The following is a 21316-nucleotide window of genomic DNA, read 5'->3' on the forward strand; positions in this document are numbered from 1 at the left end:
GATAGAGCCCTGCTCTATCTTCCGGGTTTTAGCCTGGTCCGCCATCACTGGACTGTCTGTCGTCCCATGCTGTCATCCGTTTCTTCATCATCTCCGGTTATTCTGCACCAGACCACAACCGATATGGATTTAAACTGACATTCATGATTTTAGTCCTTGTATTTTTACAGATTAGGCCCTAAAATTCAGACCTCGCAATTTTGCGACACAATCCATTGGATTGTGACTCCTTGCTTCAGTTTTTTGAAACTGGGGCTGCATAAACCGTAAGGAGCTGACAATGCGTCACTACGAAATCGTACTGCTGGTACATCCAGACCAAAGCGATCAGGTTGTGGGAATGGTAGAACGCTACATTTCCCAGATCAAGGAAGCTGAAGGTCAAATTCACCGTCTTGAAGACTGGGGCCGTCGCCAATTGGCTTACCCAATCAACAAAATCCACAAAGCGCACTACATTCTGATGAATATCGAATGCAGTCAGACCACGCTTGATGAACTTGAAGAATTGTTCCGTTATAACGATGCAATTATTCGCAGTCTTATCATCCGTCGTGAACACGCAATCACTGAAGAATCCCTGCTTGCTAAAAGTGCTGAAGAAAAACGTGCGCGTAAAGCACAACGTGAAGAAGCACAACAAGTACTGGAATCTGCTGAAGAAGCTTAAGGAGAACATTAATGGCACGCTTTTACCGTCGTCGCAAGTTCTGCCGCTTTACAGCTGAGAACGTGACATATATCGATTACAAAGATACAGACACTCTGAAACAGTATATCACTGAAAACGGCAAGATTGTTCCAAGCCGTATCACGGGTACAAAAGCTCGTTATCAGCGTCAGCTGGCCCTTGCCATCAAGCAAGCCCGCTACCTGGCTTTGATCCCTTACACTGACAACCATAAGTGAGGTGAGCTGTGGATATTATCTTATTACAACGCATTAACAACCTGGGTAAATTAGGTGATAAGGTTTCAGTGAAAGCCGGTTATGGCCGTAACTTCCTCATCCCTCAGGGTAAAGCAGTTGCTGCAACTGAAGCAAATACTGCAGCTTTTGAAGCCCGTCGTGCTGAACTTGAGAAACAGGAAGCTGAAGTACTGGCTGCTGCTCAGGCTCGTGCTGATCAACTGAACGAAGTCAATATCGTCATCACTGCCAAAGCGGGTGATGAAGGTAAATTGTTCGGTTCAATCGGTACCCGTGACATTGCTGATGCATTGACCAATGCCGGTCTTGAAGTTGACCGTTCAGAAGTGCGTTTACCAAATGGCGCACTGCGTCATACCGGTGAATTCAACATTGTCATTCAACTGCACCATGATGTCATTGCCGAAGTACTCGTGACCATCGTATCTGAGTAATCTTCTGTAAGACGTATAAAAAAAGAGCATGCAACCGCATGCTCTTTTTTATCCCTGCATTTTTAAATGCTCATTTTTCAGCGCATTGTCCCATTCCTGATTGATAATTCAATTCTCCTGTTCTCGTCCTCTGATTTTTGCATTAAGATAAAAAGCTTATTTTTCCGTTTCTCTTTTTTATCTGTTGTATCAGCAACCAGGGTTTAATATGTCTCAGGCAAATGCCACTGCCGCACCCCAGCCGTCAAAGTCCGACCATAAAATCAATGAGGCGGCCCAGCTGAAGGAATTCCGTACACCACCGCATAACCTGGCCATTGAGCAGGCGGTACTGGCTGCCCTGATGACTGTGGCAGAATCATTTGAACAGGTCAGCGACGCACTGCATGAAAGTGATTTCTATGCAACCCGGCATAAATATATCTTTCGTGCCATTGAAAAACTCGCGCAGGAAAACTCACCTTATGATGCGGTACTGGTCAATGACTGGCTGATAAAACAGAATCTGCTCGATGCCATTGGAGGTGAAGAATATCTGATGCAGTTAATGGCAGATTCCCCTTCCAGTTTTTATAACCTGGAGACCTATGCACATAAAATTCGTGAGTTTTCAACCTTAAGAAGCATGATTAAAGTCGGCAATGAAATTTTGCAGAATGCCTATGACACCAAGGGCCGTGAAGTCAGCGAAATTCTGGATCTGGCGGAAACCAATATTTTTTCCATTGCAGAACAACATAATAATAATGCCAAAGTACAGGGCCCCAAAGCCATTTCATCAGTCGTGGCAGATGTCTTTGATAAACTGAATGAACTGTCTCAAATGGAAGGCAATATTACCGGGCTGACCTCAGGCTTCCTGGAACTGGACAATAAAACCTCCGGCATGCAGTCCGGTGACCTGATTATTGTCGCTGCCCGCCCATCCATGGGTAAAACCACATTTGCCATGAATCTGGTGGAAAGTGTCTTATTCAACTGTGACTTGCCTGCACTGGTATTTTCCATGGAAATGCCGGCTGACTCCATTGCCATGCGTCTGATTTCTGCATACGGCAAAGTGCATCAGGGGCATTTACGCTCAGGCAAGCTGGATGGTGATGAATGGTCCAAGGTCACCGGCACCATTTTGCAGTTGCAGGAGAAACATCTTTATATTGATGACTCATCTGCCCTGCCACCTACAGAATTGCGGTCCAGGGCCCGTCGTATTGCCAAACAGCATGGCGGAAAACTCGGCTGTATCATGGTTGATTATCTTCAGCTGATGAAAGTCCCGGGAATGGGCGATAACCGTGTCGGTGAAATTTCCGAGATTTCCAGAAGCTTAAAAGCGCTCGCCAAGGAAATGAATTGTCCGGTCATTGCACTGTCCCAGTTGAACCGCTCACTGGAAAACCGGCCCAACAAACGCCCGGTCATGTCTGATCTTCGTGAATCCGGTGCAATTGAGCAGGATGCTGACCTGATCATGTTTATTTACCGGGACGAAGTCTATAACCGTGAATCCAAGGAAGCCGGTACTGCAGAGATCATTATCGGTAAACAGCGTAACGGCCCCATTGGAACGGTCCGCCTGGCGTTTGAGGGCCAGTACACCCGCTTCAGTAACCTGTCACCTGAATATTATGCACAATACCAGGATGACGAATAGAAATAAAGCGATGACGCATGACATCAGAGGCTGAGTTTTTTGTCCGGGCATCCATGCAGATACGGTTGCTTAACATATTCCATTACTGCAGCATGCTGTTCTTACACAAATCCAGCACCCCGGTACCGGCAGCAATTATATATTGATTCCTTTTTGCCAATGCTGTCCCATGAAACAAATGCTACTCAGACTTATTTATGACAACTTTTTATATCGCAAGCCAATACAGCAGACGGCTTTATTGCTGGCCAGAATTTCAATGGGTTTATTTTTCAGCAGTACCGGATTCAATAAAATATTTGTTGAACAAAACCGGCTGGTGATGCTGGATACCATTACATCTGCCGGAATTCCCTTTCCTGAATTCATGGCGGTATTTGTCTCGCTGGTAGAGCTGATTGCAGGCCTGTTATTACTGGTGGGTCTGTTGACACAAATCAGCGCTATTGCGTTATTTATTATTTGCTTCACCGCACTGATCACCGTGGGGATCCATGATATTCCAGCCGGACAGACCATGATCGGCTGGTTCAGCTGGTTTTTCTATGTTAACGATCTTATTTATATGATTATCCTGGCTTTATTGATTACAAACAGGCCGGTGGCCGGGTCAGTTGATCATTTCCTCAGTAAAAAAACCGGCCAATCGGTGAAATGATTGCAGACCCACAGGTGCTGTGTTCAATCTGTAGCCATCCGGCTATTTTAAGAAATTGAGCAGTGTACATCTGCTGTAAATCCGTCAATCATATATGTTTATTTCTTCATGACAGGAATACAATATCACAGCAATACATATCGAAAGCGACTGCCAGTCATGTCTACATATACGTATACATGCAACATAACTTAATTTAATTGATCGCAGAAATGGTGCAGCATGCATCAATTCTGCATGCATTCCCTTAAGGAGTATCAGGGTGCGCCAGGCAAACATTTATATTGATCATCAGGCACTTCAATATAATTTAAACCGTGTCAGACAACTTGCCCCGGCGGCTGAAATCGTCAGCATGGTGAAAGCCAATGCATATGGTCATGGCATCAGTGAGTCTCTGCCCGCCTTAAGTTCAACCGATGCCTTTGGAGTGGCCTGCCTTGAAGAAGCACTGCAAATACGCGAACTGGGCTATAAGCACCCCATTACCCTGGTGGAAGGTGTATTTTCTGAAGATGAAATGTACGTTGCTGTCCGGCATCAGCTGGAAGTGGTGGTTCATCACTGGCAACAGCTGGAATGGTTACAGCAGCATAAACAGCCTTATATTGCCAAAGGACTGAAAGTCTGGGTTAAGCTGAACAGCGGCATGAACCGACTGGGTTTCAGGTTTCAGGACATCATCGACATCATTCATGCACTCCAGGCAGATGGCTTTAACTGTGTGCTGACCATGCACTTTGCCAATGCGGATGTCCGTGATCATCCTTTGAATCAACAGCAAATCAATGAATTTCTTCAGGTCAAAGCCAGCTGTGAACCTATTCTGGCTTCATGCTGTAATTCTGCCGCTCTGTTTCAGTGGCCTGAACTGCATTTTGATTTTGTCCGACCGGGGATCATGCTGTATGGCGCATCACCCTTTGCAGACCAGTCCGTAACCGCACTGGATTTAAAACCGGTTATGACTTTCAGCGCCGCCATTATTGCCCTGAATACGGTTCAGGCCGGTGAATCCATCGGATATGGCTCTACATTTACAGCAACACAGGACATGGAAATTGCCATCGTTTCCATTGGCTATGGAGATGGCTATCCACGTACTTTTTTCAGCCAGAATTATGTGTCGATACAGAACCAGCCATGTCGGGTTATCGGCCGGGTTTCCATGGATATGATTGCCGTTGAAGTCACGGGATTAAACGTCACAGCCGGTACTTCCGTGGAACTATGGGGCAAAAACCGACTGGTGGATGACGTTGCAATGGCCAATGGAACCATCGGTTATGAATTGCTGTGCCGCCTGAGCAGTCGACCGGTGCGTCAGCAACAGTTGATCACAGACCAATAGGAAGATGTTTTTATAACCAACCGGGATTTTTAAAGCACAATGTCATTACATTGAATGGATATTCAAATGCTGTTTTGACTTAATTTTCTTTTAAAAGAACGTAACAGCAACATTATTCAAAAAAATCCGGAGTTGGCTTCGGCAGATTCTGTAAACCACGGCGCAGAGTCTCTGACCATTGCCGACTGATATGCTGGAAATAAGGTTCATCTTCGGTAATGCGTTTACCCTTCGGTATTTTTAATGAATCCTTATTATAGATGATGACATCCATAGGCGTACCTACCGAAACATTGGAACGTATGGTGGAGTCAAAGGAAATCAGACAGCAGCGCAATGCTTCATCCAATGGCATATCATAGCTCAGGGCCCGATCCAGAATGGGCTTGCCATATTTACTTTCCCCAATCTGGAAATACGGTGTATCACTGGTCGCTGAAATAAAATTCCCCTGCGGGTAAATATTATACAGTTGCATTTCCTCCCCCTGAATTTGTCCACCCACCAACAGGCTGCAATAATAATTGCTCTGCTCCTGGGTATCATCCGTTACATCAGCAATGACCTTTCGCAGGGTTTGACCAATCAGGTCAGCCACTTCAAACATGGTATTAACACTGTACAGATTCGGTTCCTGATCCAGCGCCAGATGATTTTTAAGATGACCGATCACGGCCTGAGTGGTTGCCAGGTTCCCAGAGGTCTGAATGCAGATAAAGCGGTCGCCCTGATGTCCAAAGGTATATAATTTACGAAATACAGAAATGTGATCTACACCGGCATTGGTTCGGGTATCACTGATAAAAACCATTCCATTTTTCAGTCTCAGTGCGCAGCAGTAGGTCATCAAGGTCCCTTTTACTTAATACTTTGCTATTTCAGAGTGCAACGCTCATTTTATGTATAAGCAACAGAATTAACAAGCCAGAACCTGCACAATTGAAGACATCAGTTCATCACCGCCCTTTGCACGCACACCGCGTACCGGTGCTACATCCCAGTAATCACGTCCGATGGCCACATAAATGTGTGAACTCGGCTGATAAAGTTGATTGCTGACATCAAAACAATGCCATATCCCGTCAATCCAGGCCTCCGCCCAGGCATGACTGGCCAGATGAGGGGTATCCGGCACATGCAGATAGCCTGAAACATAACGTGCCGGCACACCCAATGCCCGGCACATGGCAATAAATACATGACTGTGGTCCTGACAAACCCCCTGTCTTTCCGCAAAGGATTCCCTGGCTGAATACGTCACCAGCGTACTTTCAGAACTATAGGGCATATGGCTCAGTATGGCTGCCGACAAACCACGCAGGTTCTGCAGTGAGATATTCGGCACATGCTGCCTGACAAAACCCAACATGTCGGCACTGCACAGCGTTGTTGCCGTGGTCTGCAGAAAAATCATGGGAGATAAATCAAGCTGAACACCATGTAAGCGGGTTTCATCAATTTCCACCACGCCCTGCGCCATGATCATCATATGCCGGTAATCAAAATTCTGTGTATTGGTGATCCATATATTGCTGAACACATCCCGGCTGATCTGCTGCTGACCCGGCACGCTGATATTCCAGTGATGAACCTGCTGGTGTTCATTACTCTGCGGCGTCATTTTAATATACTGAATACTCTGTGACGCATGTTCGGTATATTGATAATACGTCTGGTGGTTGATCATCAGTTTCATCGGGTATTCGCTTCAAACAATGCATGAATATGGTCACTGAAATGGTAAAAATGCTGACTGTCAGGATTCTGTTTCAGTGCCGCCCAGACCTCGGCAATATTGCTCCAGCCAAAACCGTGCAGTGATGCAATCAGCTGGTCGGTATCCGTCAGAATCTGTTCACAGGAATGTCTCAGGCGGATCCGGCGATCCAGTTCCTCAAGTTTTTGTCCCAGACTGAAAAACAGAAAAATATCGGTATTTTCTTCTGACTCAATTACATCGTTACAATCAGCAGCAACATCGCAGATGAATGCCGCATTCTGCCCGGCCTGACTCAGCAGTTTATGCAGCTCTGCAAAGGATGCTGCGGATAATACTCCTCTTAGATCGTGAATATTATTGCGGGCATATGCAAATAACTGATGAAAGGATGAAGGCTGCTCCTGATCCAGGATCAACTCATTCAGGGAACATGCATCAAAGGCCGGCAAGCAGAATGCACGGGCATAGCTTAATGCGGTTTCATTGCCTTTAAAGGGAAACTGACTGCACAGATACTGAATACGCGCCAGATAACGGCCCAGCCAGAAAATATGCTGCACATTGGAATTCAATAAAATCACGCTTTCCTCCTTTAGCTTTCTGAATGTCTGACTCAGGCATGTAAATGATCAACCACCCAGGTGTCTTTGATGCCGCCGCCCTGTGAGGAATTCACAATTAATGAACCTTCCCGCATGGCGACACGGGTTAATCCGCCCGGCACAATTTCAGTCCGCTGGGGTGAACTTAAAATAAACGGCCGCAAATCAATATGTCGCTCGGCAAGACCACTGGAAGCCAATGCAGGCGCAACCGACAAATCCAGGGTCGGCTGGGCAATATAATGATGTGGCGCAGCAATCAACTTGCTTCTGAAACTCTCAATCTGCTGATCTGTTGCCTGAGGACCGATCAGCATGCCATAACCACCTGATCCCTGTGCTTCCTTCACCACAAGCCGCTCAAGATGGGCCAGTACATAATCCAGTTGTTCCCGCTCCCGGCACTGCCAGGTGGGCACATTCCTTAAAATCGGCTGCTCACCCAGATAATATTCAATCATTTGATCGACATAGGGATAAATGGATTTATCATCTGCAACACCGGTCCCCGGCGCATTGACAATGGCAACCCGATGGTGCAAATAAACCGACATCAGCCCTGCCACACCCAGGCTGCTGTCCGGCCTGAATGCCAGCGGATCAAGAAAGTCATCATCCAGCCGTCTGTAAATTACATCAACCTGCTGACGTCCCCGGATGGTTTTGACATAAACCCTGTTATTTTCTACAAAAAGGTCACGTGATGTCACCAGGGGTACATCCATTTCCCTTGCAAGAAAGGCGTGTTCATAATAGGCGCTGTTATAGCGGCCCGGCGTCAGCACCACAATAAACGGATGATCAACATAGGCGTTTTCAATCAGAATTTGCCGCAATAATTGTGGATAGTGCTCGATCGCCAGCAGCTGTTTCCCACATAGATCCGGCATGAAGCGCTTGCTCATTTTCCGGCTTTCCAGCATATAGGACACCCCGGAAGGAGTTCTTAAATTATCTTCCAGTGCATAAAACTCACCACTGCTGTCCCGGACAATGTCAACGCCGCTGATCTGACTGTATATGTTTCCATTCAGACGATGATTAATCATATGTGGCTGGTAAGCTTCGTGCGTTAATACATGTAATTCCGGCAATAATTGATCCTTCAGAATATGCCCTTCATGATAAATATCACTGAGAAACAGATTCAGTGCCTTGACCCGCTGGGTACAGCCGGCGGCTATCTGATTCCACTGCTGCCTGGCAATGACACGTGGAATCAGATCAAAAGGAATGGTCCGTTCAATGCCTGTGGACTCGCCATAGACATGAAAAGTGATGCCCTGGTATAAAAAATATTCCTTGGCACTTAAATTCAGTTGATGCAGTTCCTCCAGGCTGTGCCGGGAAAGCCATTGCTCAATTTTTTCAGCGGCATCTGCCGGCAGGGTATGATCATCAGTCAATTCGTTGAAAAACTGTGATTTAAATTGCTTAAATCGTTGCAGGGAACTATCTGCAATCGTATTTTTTTCATGCTGCAATATGCTGATGTCATTATTTTTCTTTAACACGCGATCATTGGCATGTCCAGCATATGCTTCAAGGTCTACATCTGTATCTACATTATCTTTTAGCATACAAACCTCGTTTCTTTATCTATCGCCTTTTTAATGAAGCAATAACGATGCCAGCTATCAGCCATTCGTTTATTAATTCACCAATTTCATTCCTGCTCAAGACAAGTTTTGCATCAACATGTTTCAGAATATGGAAAAGCCTGTAGCGCACCCTGTCTGTTGAATGTTGTTCGACCAGAACTGTCTGCGTGACTTAAACTTCCCCGTATAAAATGTCCTGTGTGAAATGTACTGTCTGAAGTTTTACATCACGTTTTCTGCAGAAAGTTCCTTGCAGAAAGTGAAGATATTTTTTATTGTGTCAGGGTGATTAATATCCTTCCTACTCACTTACTCTATTTTCTGATTAAATTATGTCCTCACAAGAAAAAGAAACCTCCAGCAGCCTGTATCGCCAATGGCAAATTCTGTCCCGGCTTTCCACGGGGAAATGGATGGGAACACGGGAATTACAGGAAACCCTGCAACGTGAAGGCGTTGAAATCAGCCTGCGGACCATTCAACGTGATTTAAATCAGATTGCGCAGCGTTTCCCTATTGAAAGCAACAAAACCATTCCCCAGGGTTGGCGATGGCGTTCCGATGCCCCCATTCAGAGCCTTCCGCACATGACCAGTTCGCAGGCAGTGACTTTCATGATGGTGGAAGAACATTTAAAACACCTGCTTCCCCCAGGCCTGGTTGAGGAAATGACACCCTGGTTTGATCTTGCCCGGCGCAGTCTCTCCACACAGAACAATGTCCGTCAGTGGATCAACCGTGTCAGGATTGTTCCTGCCACCCAGCCACTGATTCCACCACTGGTGGAGCGCCAGGCACAGCAGGCAATTTATGAAGGACTGCTACAGGACAAACAGGTGGAATGTCTCTATCGTTCCCGGGGCCATCTGGCGGAAGAAAAAAGTTATATTCTGAACCCTCTCGGTCTGGTGCAGAAAGGTGCCATTATCTACCTGGTCTGTACCCGACATGACAAATCCGATGTGCAGACCTTTGCGCTGCATCGCTTTAAATCTGCCAAAGTACTGGACACCCGGGCCATGCATCCGGTCAACTTTGATATTGACAGCTATATTGATTCCGGTGCACTGGGCTTTCGGGTGGATTTCAATACCCCCACTGAACATATTGAATTAAAACTGGTCATGAACGAAGATGATGCGCAGTATTTTACTGAAAGTCAGCTCAGTGAAAACCAGCAGATTGAACAACTCAATGCGGAACTATACCAGATCAGCGCTGTGGTGCCTTTTACCTCCCAGCTGGTCTGGTGGCTCAGAAGTTTTGGTAAAAAGCTGATTCGCATTGAACCCGAGACAGTGTTCAATGCAGTCCATGAAATAGAATAAAAAAAGAGAGCTACAGGTCATGAGCTCTCTTATGCAACTGAGTTGTTTTTATATACACTGTTTTTTATGCTTTGTTTGATATGATTATTTTTGCATGCGCTGTTTTCGTATTTCCATTGGAACCATTGAATATAATCATTCCAGTAATGGGCTGGTTTCATCACCAGACATTCATGCTGTATCAGCATCTCCCCATACAACATGAATGAACGGCTGGAAATAATGGATGACAGATCAAAGGCAGCAGGCCAGATCGTAACCATTATAACGAATTGATTTCATCGTCATGGTCTTGCTCCTGTTGTGAACGTAAAACCACTATAACCGGTCAGATCCTGTATGAAAAATAATGAGTCATGCTGAACTATTCACAATTTTTGCTTAGAAAAATTGCAGAAAAGTATTTTCAGGTTTTATTGCACTCCACCGACACCATGTTTTACAGGTTTCGTTTTTAAATGATATAAAAAATCCGCCTGAGCGGATTTTTGAACAACTGTACAATCAGACTGGTCCGTTATGCTGATTTTTTAATCTGTGCATTTTTGCGGATTGTGATCATCACCAATTGTACCGCTGCCGGTGTCACGCCGGGAATACGACTTGCCTGAGCCAGCGTTTCAGGCAACACTGTCTTCAGTTTCAGCGTGATTTCACGGGACAGTCCGGACACAGCATCATAGTTGAAATCATCCGGAATCCGGGTATCTTCCAGCCGTTTCAGCTGGGCAACATCTTCATGCTGACGGTTAATATAGCCTTCATATTTCACCGCAATTTCAATCTGTTCCCCTACAAATGCAGAAACCTCAGAACCGGTTAATTCAGCAATCTGCGCAAAATTAATATTCGGCCGTTTCAGTAAATCAATTGCGCTGCATTCCTTACTTAAATCTGCGCCGGTCATTTCCACAAACTGTTTACCCATTGCGTTATTCGGTGCTGCCCATAGATGCTGCAAACGACTGGTTTCACGTTCCACCGCCTCCATTTTGTCACTGTAGGCTGCCCAGCGGGCATCATCCACCAGACCAAGCTCACGGCCAATCGGTGTCAGACGCTGGTCTGCATTGTCTTCACGCAGCATCAGACGGTATTCGGCACGGGAGGTAAACATCCGATAAGGCTCTTTGGTGCCCAGCGTGATCAGATCATCCACCAGCACGCCGATATAGGCTTCATCGCGCTTGGGTGTCCACTGTTCCTGATCCCAGGCACGGCGTGCAGCATTGAGTCCTGCAAGCAAACCCTGGGCACCGGCTTCTTCATAACCGGTGGTTCCATTAATCTGACCAGCAAAATACAGGTTATTGATGGCTTTGGTTTCCAGCGTGAACTTCAGTGCCTGTGGATTGAAATAATCATATTCAATGGCATAACCCGGACGCAGGATATGCGCATTTTCCATACCGCGAATGGAACGCACCAGCTGAAACTGGATATCAAATGGCAGAGAAGTCGAAATACCATTCGGATACAGTTCATGCGTATCCAGCCCTTCCGGTTCCAGAAAGATCTGATGTGAATCTTTGTCTGCAAAACGATGAATTTTATCTTCGATGGACGGACAATAACGTGGTCCCACCCCTTCAATCACCCCGGTATACATAGGTGAACGATCCAGTCCACTCCGGATAATCTCGTGCGTACGTTCATTGGTATGTGTAATATAGCAATTCACCTGTCGCGGATGCATGGCAGCACTGCCCATAAAGGACATGACCGGTGAAGGAAAATCACCCGGTTGTGGTGTCATCACCGAAAAATCAACCGAACGGGCATCAATCCGCGGCGGCGTTCCTGTCTTTAAACGGCCAACCGGCAATTGCAGTTCACGCAGACGATCTGCCAGTGCAATGGATGGTGGATCTCCGGCACGCCCCCCGCGGGATTGTTCCAGTCCAACGTGAATCACCCCGCCCAGGAAGGTTCCGGCCGTCAGCACCACAGTTTTTGCCTCAAAACGGATACCCATTTGAGTGACCACACCCTTTACAGTGTCACCGTCCACAATCAGATCATCAGCCGCCTGCTGGAAAACATCCAGATTCGCCTGATTTTCCAGGCTTTCACGAATTGCCGCCTTATAACGGACCCGGTCCGCCTGAGCACGGGTGGCACGCACTGCGGCGCCCTTGCGTGAATTCAGAATTCTGAACTGGATGCCGCCCTGATCTGCAGCCAGCGCCATGGATCCACCCAACGCATCAATTTCACGTACCAGGTGGGACTTGCCAATGCCTCCGATTGCCGGATTACAGCTCATTTGCCCCAGCGTTTCAATGTTATGCGTCAGGAGCAGTGTCTGTCGGCCCATACGCGCTGCAGCAAGTGCTGCTTCCGTACCTGCGTGACCGCCACCGATAACAATGACATCGTAAACTTTAGGATAATGCATGACCGTAATCGAAAAACAAAAAATGACAGGAAATTATAGCAAAAATTTTACAGACAGGTTGACAAATTCCCGGCGGTTGATCAGCACCACCTGCATAAAATTGTGGTTTTTATATAAAAACCCAGATACCATGAAATAAATCAATGACTTTACAGCAATGAGCGGCTAAAGCCTGAACAGGATTAAATTCAGTCCATTCTCTGAAAGTGATCCAAAAACAATTTCCCAAAAAAACATCATGCACTTTTTTGCATATATGGATCAAAATTTCACAATAACAATGCGAAAAGTTACTGGAACGGGATTGCTTTATTCTGTCTGTTTTTTATTCTATCAAGTGTCAATAACAAACACGGAATGAACCTATGAATACAAAAATCTTCGTTTCAATACTGCTCTCTGGATTATGTCTGAGCAGTTATACCCAGGCCAATGACAAGGTCGAAACCACGTATAATCCTCAAAAATACCAGCAGGTCTGCAAAAACAAGAAACAGGGTGATCAGATCAGTTTTGCCTATAAGGGCATTGTCTGGAATGGCAGCTGTGAACCACAGTTTTTTGCAACCAAAAGTACGGCTGTAAAAGGCAATGAGCCGGAACTGAACACTACCTGTGCAAGCGATGCAAGTGCAAAATCAGTGACGATTGAAGGTAAGGAAATTAAAGGTAAATGTGCACTGGGCTTTGCTGCTCCACAACCGAAGTCCTGACCTCTGACAGCGGTGACTGAATAAGCGCTGCTAACTTATTGTTGTCACCGTCGTCCAGAAACTTAACGTCGTCCGTAACCTGAGTTAAAAAAGCAGTTTTTCACATGACTGCTTTTTTATTGTATCTTCCTGAAAAGTCATTTATATATTATTCACTTAAGGATATATAAAAAACTGAAAAAGGATTGGATATGGATTCAGGGATTATTACCATACTCTTGCCGCTTGCACTTGCCATTATTATGGTGGGACTGGGACTGGAATTGACCCCCCGGGATTTTTCCAGGGTTGGAAAACACCCGAAAGCTGTTTTAATCGCATTGTTCTGCCAGCTGGTTCTGCTGGTTGGAATTGCCTTTGTCATCTGTAAGGTACTGGCACTGCCGCCACTGCTTGCAGTGGGCTTAATGCTGCTGGCAGCCTCACCCGGCGGCAGTACAGCCAATTTATTCAGTTATCTGTTCAAGGGAGATATTGCCCTGAACATCAGCCTGACCGCCATTAACTCTGTCATCGCCGCATTTACCCTGCCGTTAATCGTCAATTTTTCCATTCAATATTTCATGAATGACGGCCAGCAGATCAGCCTGCAGTTCAGCAAAATTCTTCAGGTATTCAGTATTATCATTGTACCGGTCTGTATGGGTATGCTGATTCGGCATTTTGCCCCACACCTTACCGAAAAACTCAATAAGCCACTGCGTATTTTCGCCGTACTGTTCCTGATTCTGATCATTGTCGGTGCCATTATCAAAGAAAGTCACCAGATTATGAGCTACATCACGCAGGTCGGACTGGCCACTGTCATTTTCTGTATCTGCAGCCTGATGATCGGTTATTTTGTACCACGGTTGCTGGGCATCAACAGTGCTCAGGCAAGAGCCTGTGCCTTTGAAATCGGGATTCATAACAGCACCCTGGCCATGACCATTGCCCTGACTGTCATGGCAAATTCAGCTGTGGCCATGCCTGCTGCAATTTATTCGATATTCATGTATGTCTTTGCCGCAATTTTTGGCACCTTACTGAATCGATTCAGCCGCGATGATGTCAGCAGCCGTACAACATCCCCCACATAGCAAATAAACCGGAACAGTACATCGTATTGTTTCGGTTTTCGCGTTTCATCTATAGGCGAACCCGGAGCGATTCCGCTACAATGGTTTTTTAAAAACAGATTAGGCATTATTGGTGAAGTGGTTACAAATTCATATTACTGTTGATCAGGCACAGGTTGGTTTTACTGAAACCCTGCTCAGCTCCCTGGGTGCTGTCAGTGTGACCCTGGATGATGCTGAAAATCAGGATTTACTCGAACCATTGCCCGGTGAAACGCCGCTATGGAATACTGTCGTCGTGACTGGTATTTATGCACAGGACGATGAGGAAGAGATTGACGTCATCGCGCTTGAAGCATTTATTCAGGCACAGATGCCGGGAGTTCACCTTCGCACTGAATTCCTGGAAGATCAGGTCTGGGAACGTTCATGGATGGATTACTATGAACCCATCCAGATTGGTGAAAAATACTGGATTGTACCGGAATGGCTTGAACCCCCTGAAGCAGATGCCGTGAATATCAGACTTGATCCCGGTCTTGCCTTTGGTACCGGCAACCACGCCAGCACCTTCCTGTGCCTGCAATGGCTTGGACAGACGGACGTAAAGAATAAAGTAGTCATTGACTATGGCTGTGGTTCAGGAATTCTGGGCGTGGCGGCGTTATTACTTGGCGCCCGTAAGGTCTATGCAACGGATATTGACCCTCAGGCTGTACTGGCCACCAGACAAAATGCTGAACTGAATGGCGTGTCTGAAAATCTGTATGTGGATTTGCCGGAAGCATTCCACCAGATCATCAAGGGTACCCCTGCCGATGTACTGGTAGCCAACATTCTGGCCGGACCATTGATGTCGCTTGCAGATGAATTTGCGACTCTGATCAGACCTAAAGGTGAATTTGCATTGGCTGGCGTAATTGAAGAACAGGTGGCCGATGTGTCTCAGGCCTATGCCGGTTCCTTTGAGATTACAGCGGTGGCAAAGCGTGATGAAAACTGGTGCCGGATTTCAGGTTACCGTAAAGCAGCGCCTGAATCAGAGTGATCTGTTAAATATGACCAGTAAGCAAACCCGCTGCCCCAGTTGCCATACAGTGTATAATGTTTCGGTTACACAGCTGACTGTTGCACAGGGTATGGTTTGCTGCCCAAAATGTACATTTAATTTCAATGCCCTGCTCAATCTTATTGAGGCACCACAGAACCCGGCGCCGGAATCACAGCAGCAGCCTGTCGATCAATCGATGACTGAACAGGATTTCAGTCATGAAAATTCCCTACTGGATATATTTGATCGAAAAATTCAGAACTCCAATATTAATCTGCGGACCTACCTGAATAACCTGAATCATTTCAGTCATGAACAGGTCAGTAATATTCCCCCTCTGTATCTGTCATCAGAGTTACTGCATGGCTATGGTTCCCCGCAACGTTACCAGCCAAGACGCCCCCGTTATTATATTACCTGGGGCCTGGTCAATTTCTTACTGCTTTCCGTGCTTTTTTTCCAGATCTTATGGTTTAACCCGGCGCTGCTAGATAAATATCCCTGGCTGAACACAGCTTTTACAGGTACCTGTGAAATATTACATTGTGACACTATTGACCAGCGCTACAGCCAGCTGTATATCAGACATCTGAGTATCCATAAATCTGAATGGAACAAAACCGAGTTTTCCGGCGTGCTGATCAACAATTACAAAAAAAGCCTGGCACTGCCCATCATTAAAGTAGTTCTCCGTCACAATGGGGTAAACACAACCTTAAAAACCGTTATGCCGGATGAATATTTAATCGAAAGTTTAGCCGGCATTGCCCGTATTCCACAGCACCGTCCATATCGTTTTAAGTTCAGCATGGACGATCAGGGCCAGCCTGCCGGGCAGTACCAGCTGGAAATCAGTCACCCCTGAAACATAAAAAAATGATAAAAATTAAAAAAAATGCACTTTTCCTGATCATTTTTTCGCAGACAATGCTATTATATGCGCCACGAAAGCTTTGCCCTGTAAACTCCTCGCAGTTTTCCACAAACAATAATGCCGTTCAGTGATGTGCCTTATGAGCAATATGGCGCAACTGGATTTTTTTTGTGTTAAAAGAGCGCTGTAACAAATGTTAATTTTTTGTTACGCTTATTTTTCGCTCAACTGCCTGAGTTGTGGCAAGCTAATTGTTCTTGTTCAGAGCCACCCCTTTCAGGATCTGAAACGGAGCTCAGATGATTTTTTAGACCACAATATAATATTACTTTACCCAGTGATATTTAATTTCCGGATTAACACGCATGAATAGTAAGTCTCCTATTTTTACTGCACAGTCTGATGTCGCTCTTCGTATTCACGTAGATCGCGCAGTTCGTCACTATTTTGCCCAGTTGCAAGGTGAGCAGCCCTCTCAGGTTTATGACATGGTGCTGGCAGAAATGGAGAAACCCCTTTTATCTGTCGTTCTTGAATACACACGTGGCAATCAGACGCGTGCTGCTGAAATTCTCGGACTGAACCGTGGAACCTTACGCAAAAAGTTAAAAGCTCACGGATTAATGAGTGAATAACTGATAAAATGCTCACAAATTACGTGGGCATTTTTTTATCCCGGGTTTTGCCTGTTTGTTTAATCTGTTGACCTGAAACCATAGATCTGAAAACCATGACTATTAAACGTGCTTTAATCTCTGTATCTGATAAGACAGGAATTGTCGAATTTGCTCAAAACCTCGTAAATTCAGGGGTTCAAATCCTGTCAACCGGTGGTACATATAAGTTGCTTAAAGACAACAACATTGCCGTCACTGAAGTTTCCGAGCACACTGAATTTCCAGAAATGATGGATGGTCGTGTCAAAACACTGCATCCTAAAATTCATGGCGGAATTCTGGCTCGCCGTGGCCTGGATGAAGCCGTCATGCAGGAACACAATATTGATGCCATTGATCTGGTGGTGGTCAATCTGTATCCATTTGCTGCCACAGTTGCCCGAGCGGACTGTTCTCTTGCTGATGCCATTGAAAATATCGACATTGGTGGCCCAACCATGGTCCGGGCTGCGGCCAAAAACCATGCTTCAGTCGGAATTGTGGTCAATGCCGCAGATTACCCGATGGTTGCAGAAGAACTGCAGACCCATGGTTTACTGTCGGACCAGACCCGTTTTGACCTTGCGGTCAAGGCATTTGAGCATACAGCACAATACGATGGCATGATTGCCTCTTACCTGGGTGCCCGTGTTGGCAAAGTTGCAGGCGAGGCAGACCACTTCCCACGCACCTTTAATACGCAACTGAATAAAGTTCAGGATTTGCGCTATGGTGAAAACCCTCACCAGTCAGCAGCATTTTATGTGGAAGCAGCTGCCCGCGAAGCCTCTGTGTCCACATCCACCCAGCTTCAGGGCAAGGAACTTTCCTATAACAATATTGCAGACACCGATGCAGCACTTGAATGTGTCAAATCATTTGCAAAACCGGCCTGTGTGATTGTCAAGCACGCCAACCCATGCGGTGTGGCAGTTTCACTGGAAGGCATTCAGACGGCCTATGACCTGGCCTATGCGACCGACCCTGAGTCTGCATTCGGTGGGATTATTGCCTTTAACCGTGAACTGGATGTTGCAACCGCCCAGGCAATTGTTGAACGTCAGTTTGTTGAAGTGATCATTGCTCCGTCCATTGCAGCAGGTGTACTGGACGTGACAGGTGCCAAAAAAAATGTACGGGTACTGGTCTGCGGCGAATTACCGGCCATTACCGAACGCACGCCTCAGCTGGACTATAAGCGGGTTAATGGAGGTTTACTGGTTCAGGACCAGGATATGGGCATGATTACAAAGGATGACCTGAAAGTGGTTACTCAGCGTGCGCCGACCGAAGCGGAAATTGATGACCTGATTTTTGCCTGGAAAGTTGCCAAATACGTTAAATCCAATGCCATTGTCTATGCCAGAAACCGCCAGACCATTGGGGTTGGTGCCGGTCAGATGAGTCGCGTCAACTCTGCCCGTATTGCCGCCATCAAGGCAGAGCATGCCGGTCTGGTCGTTGAAGGTGCAGTTATGGCATCCGACGCATTTTTCCCATTCCGTGATGGCATAGACAACGCAGCAAAAGCAGGCATTCAATGCATTATTCAACCCGGTGGTTCCATGCGGGATGAAGAGACTATTGCCGCAGCCAACGAGCATGGCATTGCCATGGTGTTCACCGGCATGCGCCATTTCCGTCACTGATCAGTAAACCATGCATAAGCAAGCTCATGGTTTATGAAATAAATAATAGATGTCTAAATCCTGCATAAAGTCCTCTGCTTTCGGCTGAGGACTTTATGCCATTTCGATTCATGGAGTATGAACCGATGAATATTTTAGTTTTAGGTAGCGGTGGTCGTGAACATGCCCTGGCATGGAAAATTGCGCAGGATGAAAAAGTAGCAAAAGTATTCGTTGCACCGGGCAATGCCGGTACGGCAACTGAGGACAAATGTCAGAATGTCGCCCTCGACATTTTAGATAACCCTGCAATTATAGCTTTTGCACAAGCCTGTCAGATTGAACTGATTGTGGTCGGCCCGGAAGCACCATTGGTCAATGGTGTTGTAGATGCTGCCCGTGAAGCCGGTTTAAACATTTGGGGACCCACTCAATATGCTGCACAGCTTGAAGGCTCTAAAGCCTTTGCAAAACATTTTCTGCAGCGTCATAACATTCCAACCGCTTTCTATGACGTATTTACCGAGGTTGATGCCGCCAGAGCCTATGTAGAACAGCATGGTGCGCCCATCGTAATCAAGGCAGATGGACTGGCCGCAGGAAAAGGCGTCATTGTTGCCATGAGCAACGAAGAAGCTTTTGCAGCCATCGATGACATGCTGTCAGGCAACAAATTTGGTGATGCCGGTTCACGAGTAGTCATTGAACAATTCCTTGCCGGTGAAGAAGCATCATTCATCTGTATGATTGACGGACAGAATATTCTGCCGATGGCCACCTCACAGGACCATAAGCGTATTTTTGAAGGCGATCAGGGACCAAATACCGGTGGAATGGGTGCATACTCCCCTGCACCTGTGGTAACACCGGAAGTATTTGAACGAGTCATGACCCAGATCATGCGCCCAACCGTCGAAGGCATGGCAAAGGACGGACATGTTTATACCGGCTTCCTGTATGCCGGTTTAATGATTAATGAACAGGGCCAGCCCCGGGTAATTGAATTTAACTGCCGTTTTGGTGATCCTGAAACCCAGCCGATTATGATGCGTCTGAAATCCTCATTGCTTGAACTGGTTGAGGCAGGCATTGCCGGGCATTTACCTGCTGAAGCAGAATGGGACGAACGCAAATCCATTGGCATTGTACTGGCTGCCGAAGGCTACCCTGAACGTGTCCGTAAGGGAGATATTATTTCCGGACTGGGGCAGTCTCCTGAAGACACTAAAATTTTTCATGCCGGTACTGCAATGACTGAAGACGGTCATATCATTACCGCTGGTGGTCGTGTGCTTTGCGTGACAGCGCTGGGGAACAATGTGCTGGAAGCACAGATCAATGCTCTTGAAGTCTGTGGCCAGATCACTTTCACTGGCATGCAATATCGTAATGATATCGGTTACCGTGCCATTGCACGTGAGCAGGCCGACTGAAACTGAGCAGAAATCAGACAGAAACTCAGAGATCCTCTGAAAAAGCCCTCTACGGAGGGTAAGCTTCTGTCTGGAATGCCTGCCGGGCATGGACAAAATATTAAATTTTCCGATCCAGTTGCAGCCCTGTGTTCAGCCTATGATGGATTGATGAAAAGTAAATCAGAATACTGGTTTTAGAATCCTTTTGAATATGCCTATCATATGACGAACACTGTACACATTTTCTCCCTGAAAGCATGCGCTATGTATCGCTGGCTTTTATTGATATGATAAACAAAACCTTAAGATCTGTTTCAGACAGTAATCAGCAATACTGCTGTTGGAACATTCAGGATATTTCTATGAAAAAACTGATCAGCCTTTTATTGACTGCATGTGTACTGACACTTGCAGCCTGTGGGAAACAACAGGCACCTGCCACAGAAACCCAGCAGGATAACGCACAGACACAAACGGTTGTGATTGCCTCTACCGGGTCCGATGCAGATGTGTGGCGTTATATAGCAGGTCTGCCTGAAACCGGACAGGCAGGAATCAAACTGGACGTCAAAAACTTTACCGATTATGTGGCCATGAACACCGCTGTGGCCAATAAGGAAATTGATCTGAACGCCTTCCAGTCCTATGCCTATCTGGTGGCATTCAATGCCAGCAATAAAGATAAGATTGCGGCCGTCGCCACCACCTACCTGGAGCCGATGGGTATCTATTCAGGTAAGGTTAAAAAAGTTGAGGAATTCGGTAACGGTGCGACCATTGCCATTCCCAATGACGGAGCCAATGAATCACGTGCCTTGCTGCTACTGCAGTCAGCTGGACTGGTTAAACTCAAACCCGGTTTTGACAATGTGAAAGGCACACCGGCTGATATCATTGAAAATAATAAAAAAATTGTCATCAAACCCATTCAGATGGCCACTGCGGTCCGAGTTAAGGATGAAGTGGATGCCATTGTACTGGGCAACACCCTGGCAATGGAAGGTGGATTGAACGTACTGAAGGATTCAATTTACTATGAATCAATTGACCAGAGTACCCGGATGAATGTCAATGTACTGGCTACGTCTGAATCCCGTAAAGATGATCCTCTGCTGCAGAAGGTTGCGGCGCTGTATCATATAGAAGCGGTGAAAAAATATGTGCAGGAACACTTCGGCGGCACAAAAGTTGATGTAAACGAACCCGTCAGCTATCTCACCGAAGCAAAATAGACATATAATGCTC

General features: G+C 46.3%; 20 protein-coding genes. 15 read left to right on the plus strand and 5 right to left on the minus strand.

Annotated features, from left to right (window positions below):
* The first annotated feature begins 280 nt into the window (after window positions 1–280).
* From rpsF to alr, 6 genes are all read left to right on the plus strand, one after another.
* Window positions 281–670, plus strand: a complete 390-nt coding sequence (gene rpsF, locus ACT6PV_RS07240) for a 30S ribosomal protein S6 (RefSeq protein ID WP_445115738.1) — start codon at window positions 281–283, stop codon at window positions 668–670.
* An 11-nt stretch (window positions 671–681) separates the two neighbouring features.
* On the plus strand, window positions 682–909 hold the full coding sequence (gene rpsR, locus ACT6PV_RS07245; protein ID WP_445115739.1) for a 30S ribosomal protein S18: 228 nt from the start codon (window positions 682–684) through the stop codon (window positions 907–909).
* 8 nt (window positions 910–917) lie between these two features.
* The gene (gene rplI / locus ACT6PV_RS07250; protein ID WP_445115740.1) at window positions 918–1364 is read left to right on the plus strand and encodes a 50S ribosomal protein L9; all 447 of its coding nucleotides are present in this window, start codon (window positions 918–920) and stop codon (window positions 1362–1364) included.
* A 208-nt stretch (window positions 1365–1572) separates the two neighbouring features.
* Entirely contained in the window at window positions 1573–3018 is a 1446-nt protein-coding gene (gene dnaB, locus ACT6PV_RS07255) for a replicative DNA helicase (RefSeq protein WP_445115741.1), read from the plus strand.
* Between the two features lie 178 nt (window positions 3019–3196).
* On the plus strand, window positions 3197–3676 hold the full coding sequence (locus ACT6PV_RS07260; RefSeq protein ID WP_445115742.1) for a DoxX family protein: 480 nt from the start codon (window positions 3197–3199) through the stop codon (window positions 3674–3676).
* A gap of 262 nt (window positions 3677–3938) precedes the next feature.
* A complete protein-coding gene (gene alr, locus ACT6PV_RS07265; RefSeq protein ID WP_445115743.1) occupies window positions 3939–5027 on the plus strand; it encodes an alanine racemase in 1089 nt (362 codons plus the stop codon).
* Window positions 5028–5139: 112 nt separating this feature from the next.
* Here alr and ACT6PV_RS07270 read toward each other — a convergent pair whose 3' ends face one another.
* The 4 genes from ACT6PV_RS07270 to ACT6PV_RS07285 form a co-directional block, all read right to left on the minus strand.
* Complete coding sequence (locus ACT6PV_RS07270) at window positions 5140–5874, minus strand: peptidase (RefSeq protein WP_445115744.1); 735 nt, start codon at window positions 5872–5874, stop codon at window positions 5140–5142.
* A gap of 69 nt (window positions 5875–5943) precedes the next feature.
* On the minus strand, window positions 5944–6723 hold the full coding sequence (locus ACT6PV_RS07275) for a transglutaminase family protein (protein ID WP_445115745.1): 780 nt from the start codon (window positions 6721–6723) through the stop codon (window positions 5944–5946).
* The gene (locus ACT6PV_RS07280; RefSeq protein ID WP_445115746.1) at window positions 6720–7328 is read right to left on the minus strand and encodes an alpha-E domain-containing protein; all 609 of its coding nucleotides are present in this window, start codon (window positions 7326–7328) and stop codon (window positions 6720–6722) included. The genes ACT6PV_RS07275 and ACT6PV_RS07280 overlap by 4 nt, the downstream gene beginning before the upstream one ends.
* Before the next feature lie 32 nt (window positions 7329–7360).
* Window positions 7361–8929: a circularly permuted type 2 ATP-grasp protein gene (locus tag ACT6PV_RS07285; RefSeq protein WP_445115747.1), complete on the minus strand. Its 1569-nt coding sequence runs from the start codon at window positions 8927–8929 to the stop codon at window positions 7361–7363.
* A gap of 353 nt (window positions 8930–9282) precedes the next feature.
* Between ACT6PV_RS07285 and ACT6PV_RS07290 the strand changes: the two genes are divergently transcribed.
* Window positions 9283–10278 carry a helix-turn-helix transcriptional regulator gene (locus ACT6PV_RS07290; protein ID WP_445115748.1) on the plus strand — a complete coding sequence of 332 codons (996 nt, stop codon included), beginning with the start codon at window positions 9283–9285 and terminating at the stop codon, window positions 10276–10278.
* 517 nt (window positions 10279–10795) lie between these two features.
* On the opposite strand, the gene mnmG is transcribed toward ACT6PV_RS07290, so the two are convergent.
* The gene (mnmG, locus tag ACT6PV_RS07295; protein ID WP_445115749.1) at window positions 10796–12676 is read right to left on the minus strand and encodes a tRNA uridine-5-carboxymethylaminomethyl(34) synthesis enzyme MnmG; all 1881 of its coding nucleotides are present in this window, start codon (window positions 12674–12676) and stop codon (window positions 10796–10798) included.
* Window positions 12677–13041: 365 nt separating this feature from the next.
* Between mnmG and ACT6PV_RS07300 the strand changes: the two genes are divergently transcribed.
* The 8 genes from ACT6PV_RS07300 to ACT6PV_RS07335 all read left to right on the plus strand — a co-directional run bounded on the left by ACT6PV_RS07300 (window position 13042) and on the right by ACT6PV_RS07335 (window position 21303).
* Complete coding sequence (locus tag ACT6PV_RS07300) at window positions 13042–13389, plus strand: hypothetical protein (RefSeq protein ID WP_445115750.1); 348 nt, start codon at window positions 13042–13044, stop codon at window positions 13387–13389.
* A 191-nt stretch (window positions 13390–13580) separates the two neighbouring features.
* Window positions 13581–14468, plus strand: coding sequence for a bile acid:sodium symporter family protein (locus ACT6PV_RS07305; protein WP_445115751.1), 888 nt, complete (start codon window positions 13581–13583; stop codon window positions 14466–14468).
* Window positions 14469–14580: 112 nt separating this feature from the next.
* A complete protein-coding gene (gene prmA, locus ACT6PV_RS07310; protein WP_445115752.1) occupies window positions 14581–15495 on the plus strand; it encodes a 50S ribosomal protein L11 methyltransferase in 915 nt (304 codons plus the stop codon).
* On the plus strand, window positions 15440–16363 hold the full coding sequence (locus ACT6PV_RS07315) for a zinc-ribbon and DUF3426 domain-containing protein (RefSeq protein WP_445117057.1): 924 nt from the start codon (window positions 15440–15442) through the stop codon (window positions 16361–16363). Before prmA ends, ACT6PV_RS07315 begins: the two co-directional genes overlap by 56 nt.
* A 374-nt stretch (window positions 16364–16737) precedes the next feature.
* Window positions 16738–17007, plus strand: coding sequence for a DNA-binding transcriptional regulator Fis (fis, locus tag ACT6PV_RS07320; protein ID WP_001086304.1), 270 nt, complete (start codon window positions 16738–16740; stop codon window positions 17005–17007).
* Window positions 17008–17102: 95 nt separating this feature from the next.
* Window positions 17103–18677, plus strand: a complete 1575-nt coding sequence (purH, locus tag ACT6PV_RS07325) for a bifunctional phosphoribosylaminoimidazolecarboxamide formyltransferase/IMP cyclohydrolase (protein ID WP_445115753.1) — start codon at window positions 17103–17105, stop codon at window positions 18675–18677.
* A gap of 125 nt (window positions 18678–18802) precedes the next feature.
* Window positions 18803–20089, plus strand: coding sequence for a phosphoribosylamine--glycine ligase (gene purD / locus ACT6PV_RS07330; RefSeq protein ID WP_445115754.1), 1287 nt, complete (start codon window positions 18803–18805; stop codon window positions 20087–20089).
* 344 nt (window positions 20090–20433) lie between these two features.
* The gene (locus ACT6PV_RS07335; protein WP_445115755.1) at window positions 20434–21303 is read left to right on the plus strand and encodes a MetQ/NlpA family ABC transporter substrate-binding protein; all 870 of its coding nucleotides are present in this window, start codon (window positions 20434–20436) and stop codon (window positions 21301–21303) included.
* Window positions 21304–21316: the final 13 nt, after the last annotated feature.

The sequence above is a fragment of the Acinetobacter sp. WZC-1 genome (assembly GCF_052544965.1).

Bases quoted from the DNA above. Each gene is read 5' to 3' on its own strand.
- rpsF (WP_445115738.1), top strand. From the start codon at position 281: ATGCGTCACTACGAAATCGTACTGCTGGTACATCCAGACCAAAGCGAT.
- rpsR (WP_445115739.1), top strand. From the start codon at position 682: ATGGCACGCTTTTACCGTCGTCGCAAGTTCTGCCGCTTTACAGCTGAG.
- dnaB (WP_445115741.1), top strand. From the start codon at position 1,573: ATGTCTCAGGCAAATGCCACTGCCGCACCCCAGCCGTCAAAGTCCGAC.
- ACT6PV_RS07260 (WP_445115742.1), top strand. From the start codon at position 3,197: ATGCTACTCAGACTTATTTATGACAACTTTTTATATCGCAAGCCAATA.
- ACT6PV_RS07270 (WP_445115744.1), bottom strand. From the start codon at position 5,874: ATGACCTACTGCTGCGCACTGAGACTGAAAAATGGAATGGTTTTTATC.
- ACT6PV_RS07275 (WP_445115745.1), bottom strand. From the start codon at position 6,723: ATGAAACTGATGATCAACCACCAGACGTATTATCAATATACCGAACAT.
- ACT6PV_RS07285 (WP_445115747.1), bottom strand. From the start codon at position 8,929: ATGCTAAAAGATAATGTAGATACAGATGTAGACCTTGAAGCATATGCT.
- ACT6PV_RS07290 (WP_445115748.1), top strand. From the start codon at position 9,283: ATGTCCTCACAAGAAAAAGAAACCTCCAGCAGCCTGTATCGCCAATGG.
- mnmG (WP_445115749.1), bottom strand. From the start codon at position 12,676: ATGCATTATCCTAAAGTTTACGATGTCATTGTTATCGGTGGCGGTCAC.
- ACT6PV_RS07300 (WP_445115750.1), top strand. From the start codon at position 13,042: ATGAATACAAAAATCTTCGTTTCAATACTGCTCTCTGGATTATGTCTG.
- ACT6PV_RS07305 (WP_445115751.1), top strand. From the start codon at position 13,581: ATGGATTCAGGGATTATTACCATACTCTTGCCGCTTGCACTTGCCATT.
- ACT6PV_RS07315 (WP_445117057.1), top strand. From the start codon at position 15,440: ATGAAAACTGGTGCCGGATTTCAGGTTACCGTAAAGCAGCGCCTGAAT.
- fis (WP_001086304.1), top strand. From the start codon at position 16,738: ATGAATAGTAAGTCTCCTATTTTTACTGCACAGTCTGATGTCGCTCTT.
- purH (WP_445115753.1), top strand. From the start codon at position 17,103: ATGACTATTAAACGTGCTTTAATCTCTGTATCTGATAAGACAGGAATT.
- purD (WP_445115754.1), top strand. From the start codon at position 18,803: ATGAATATTTTAGTTTTAGGTAGCGGTGGTCGTGAACATGCCCTGGCA.
- ACT6PV_RS07335 (WP_445115755.1), top strand. From the start codon at position 20,434: ATGAAAAAACTGATCAGCCTTTTATTGACTGCATGTGTACTGACACTT.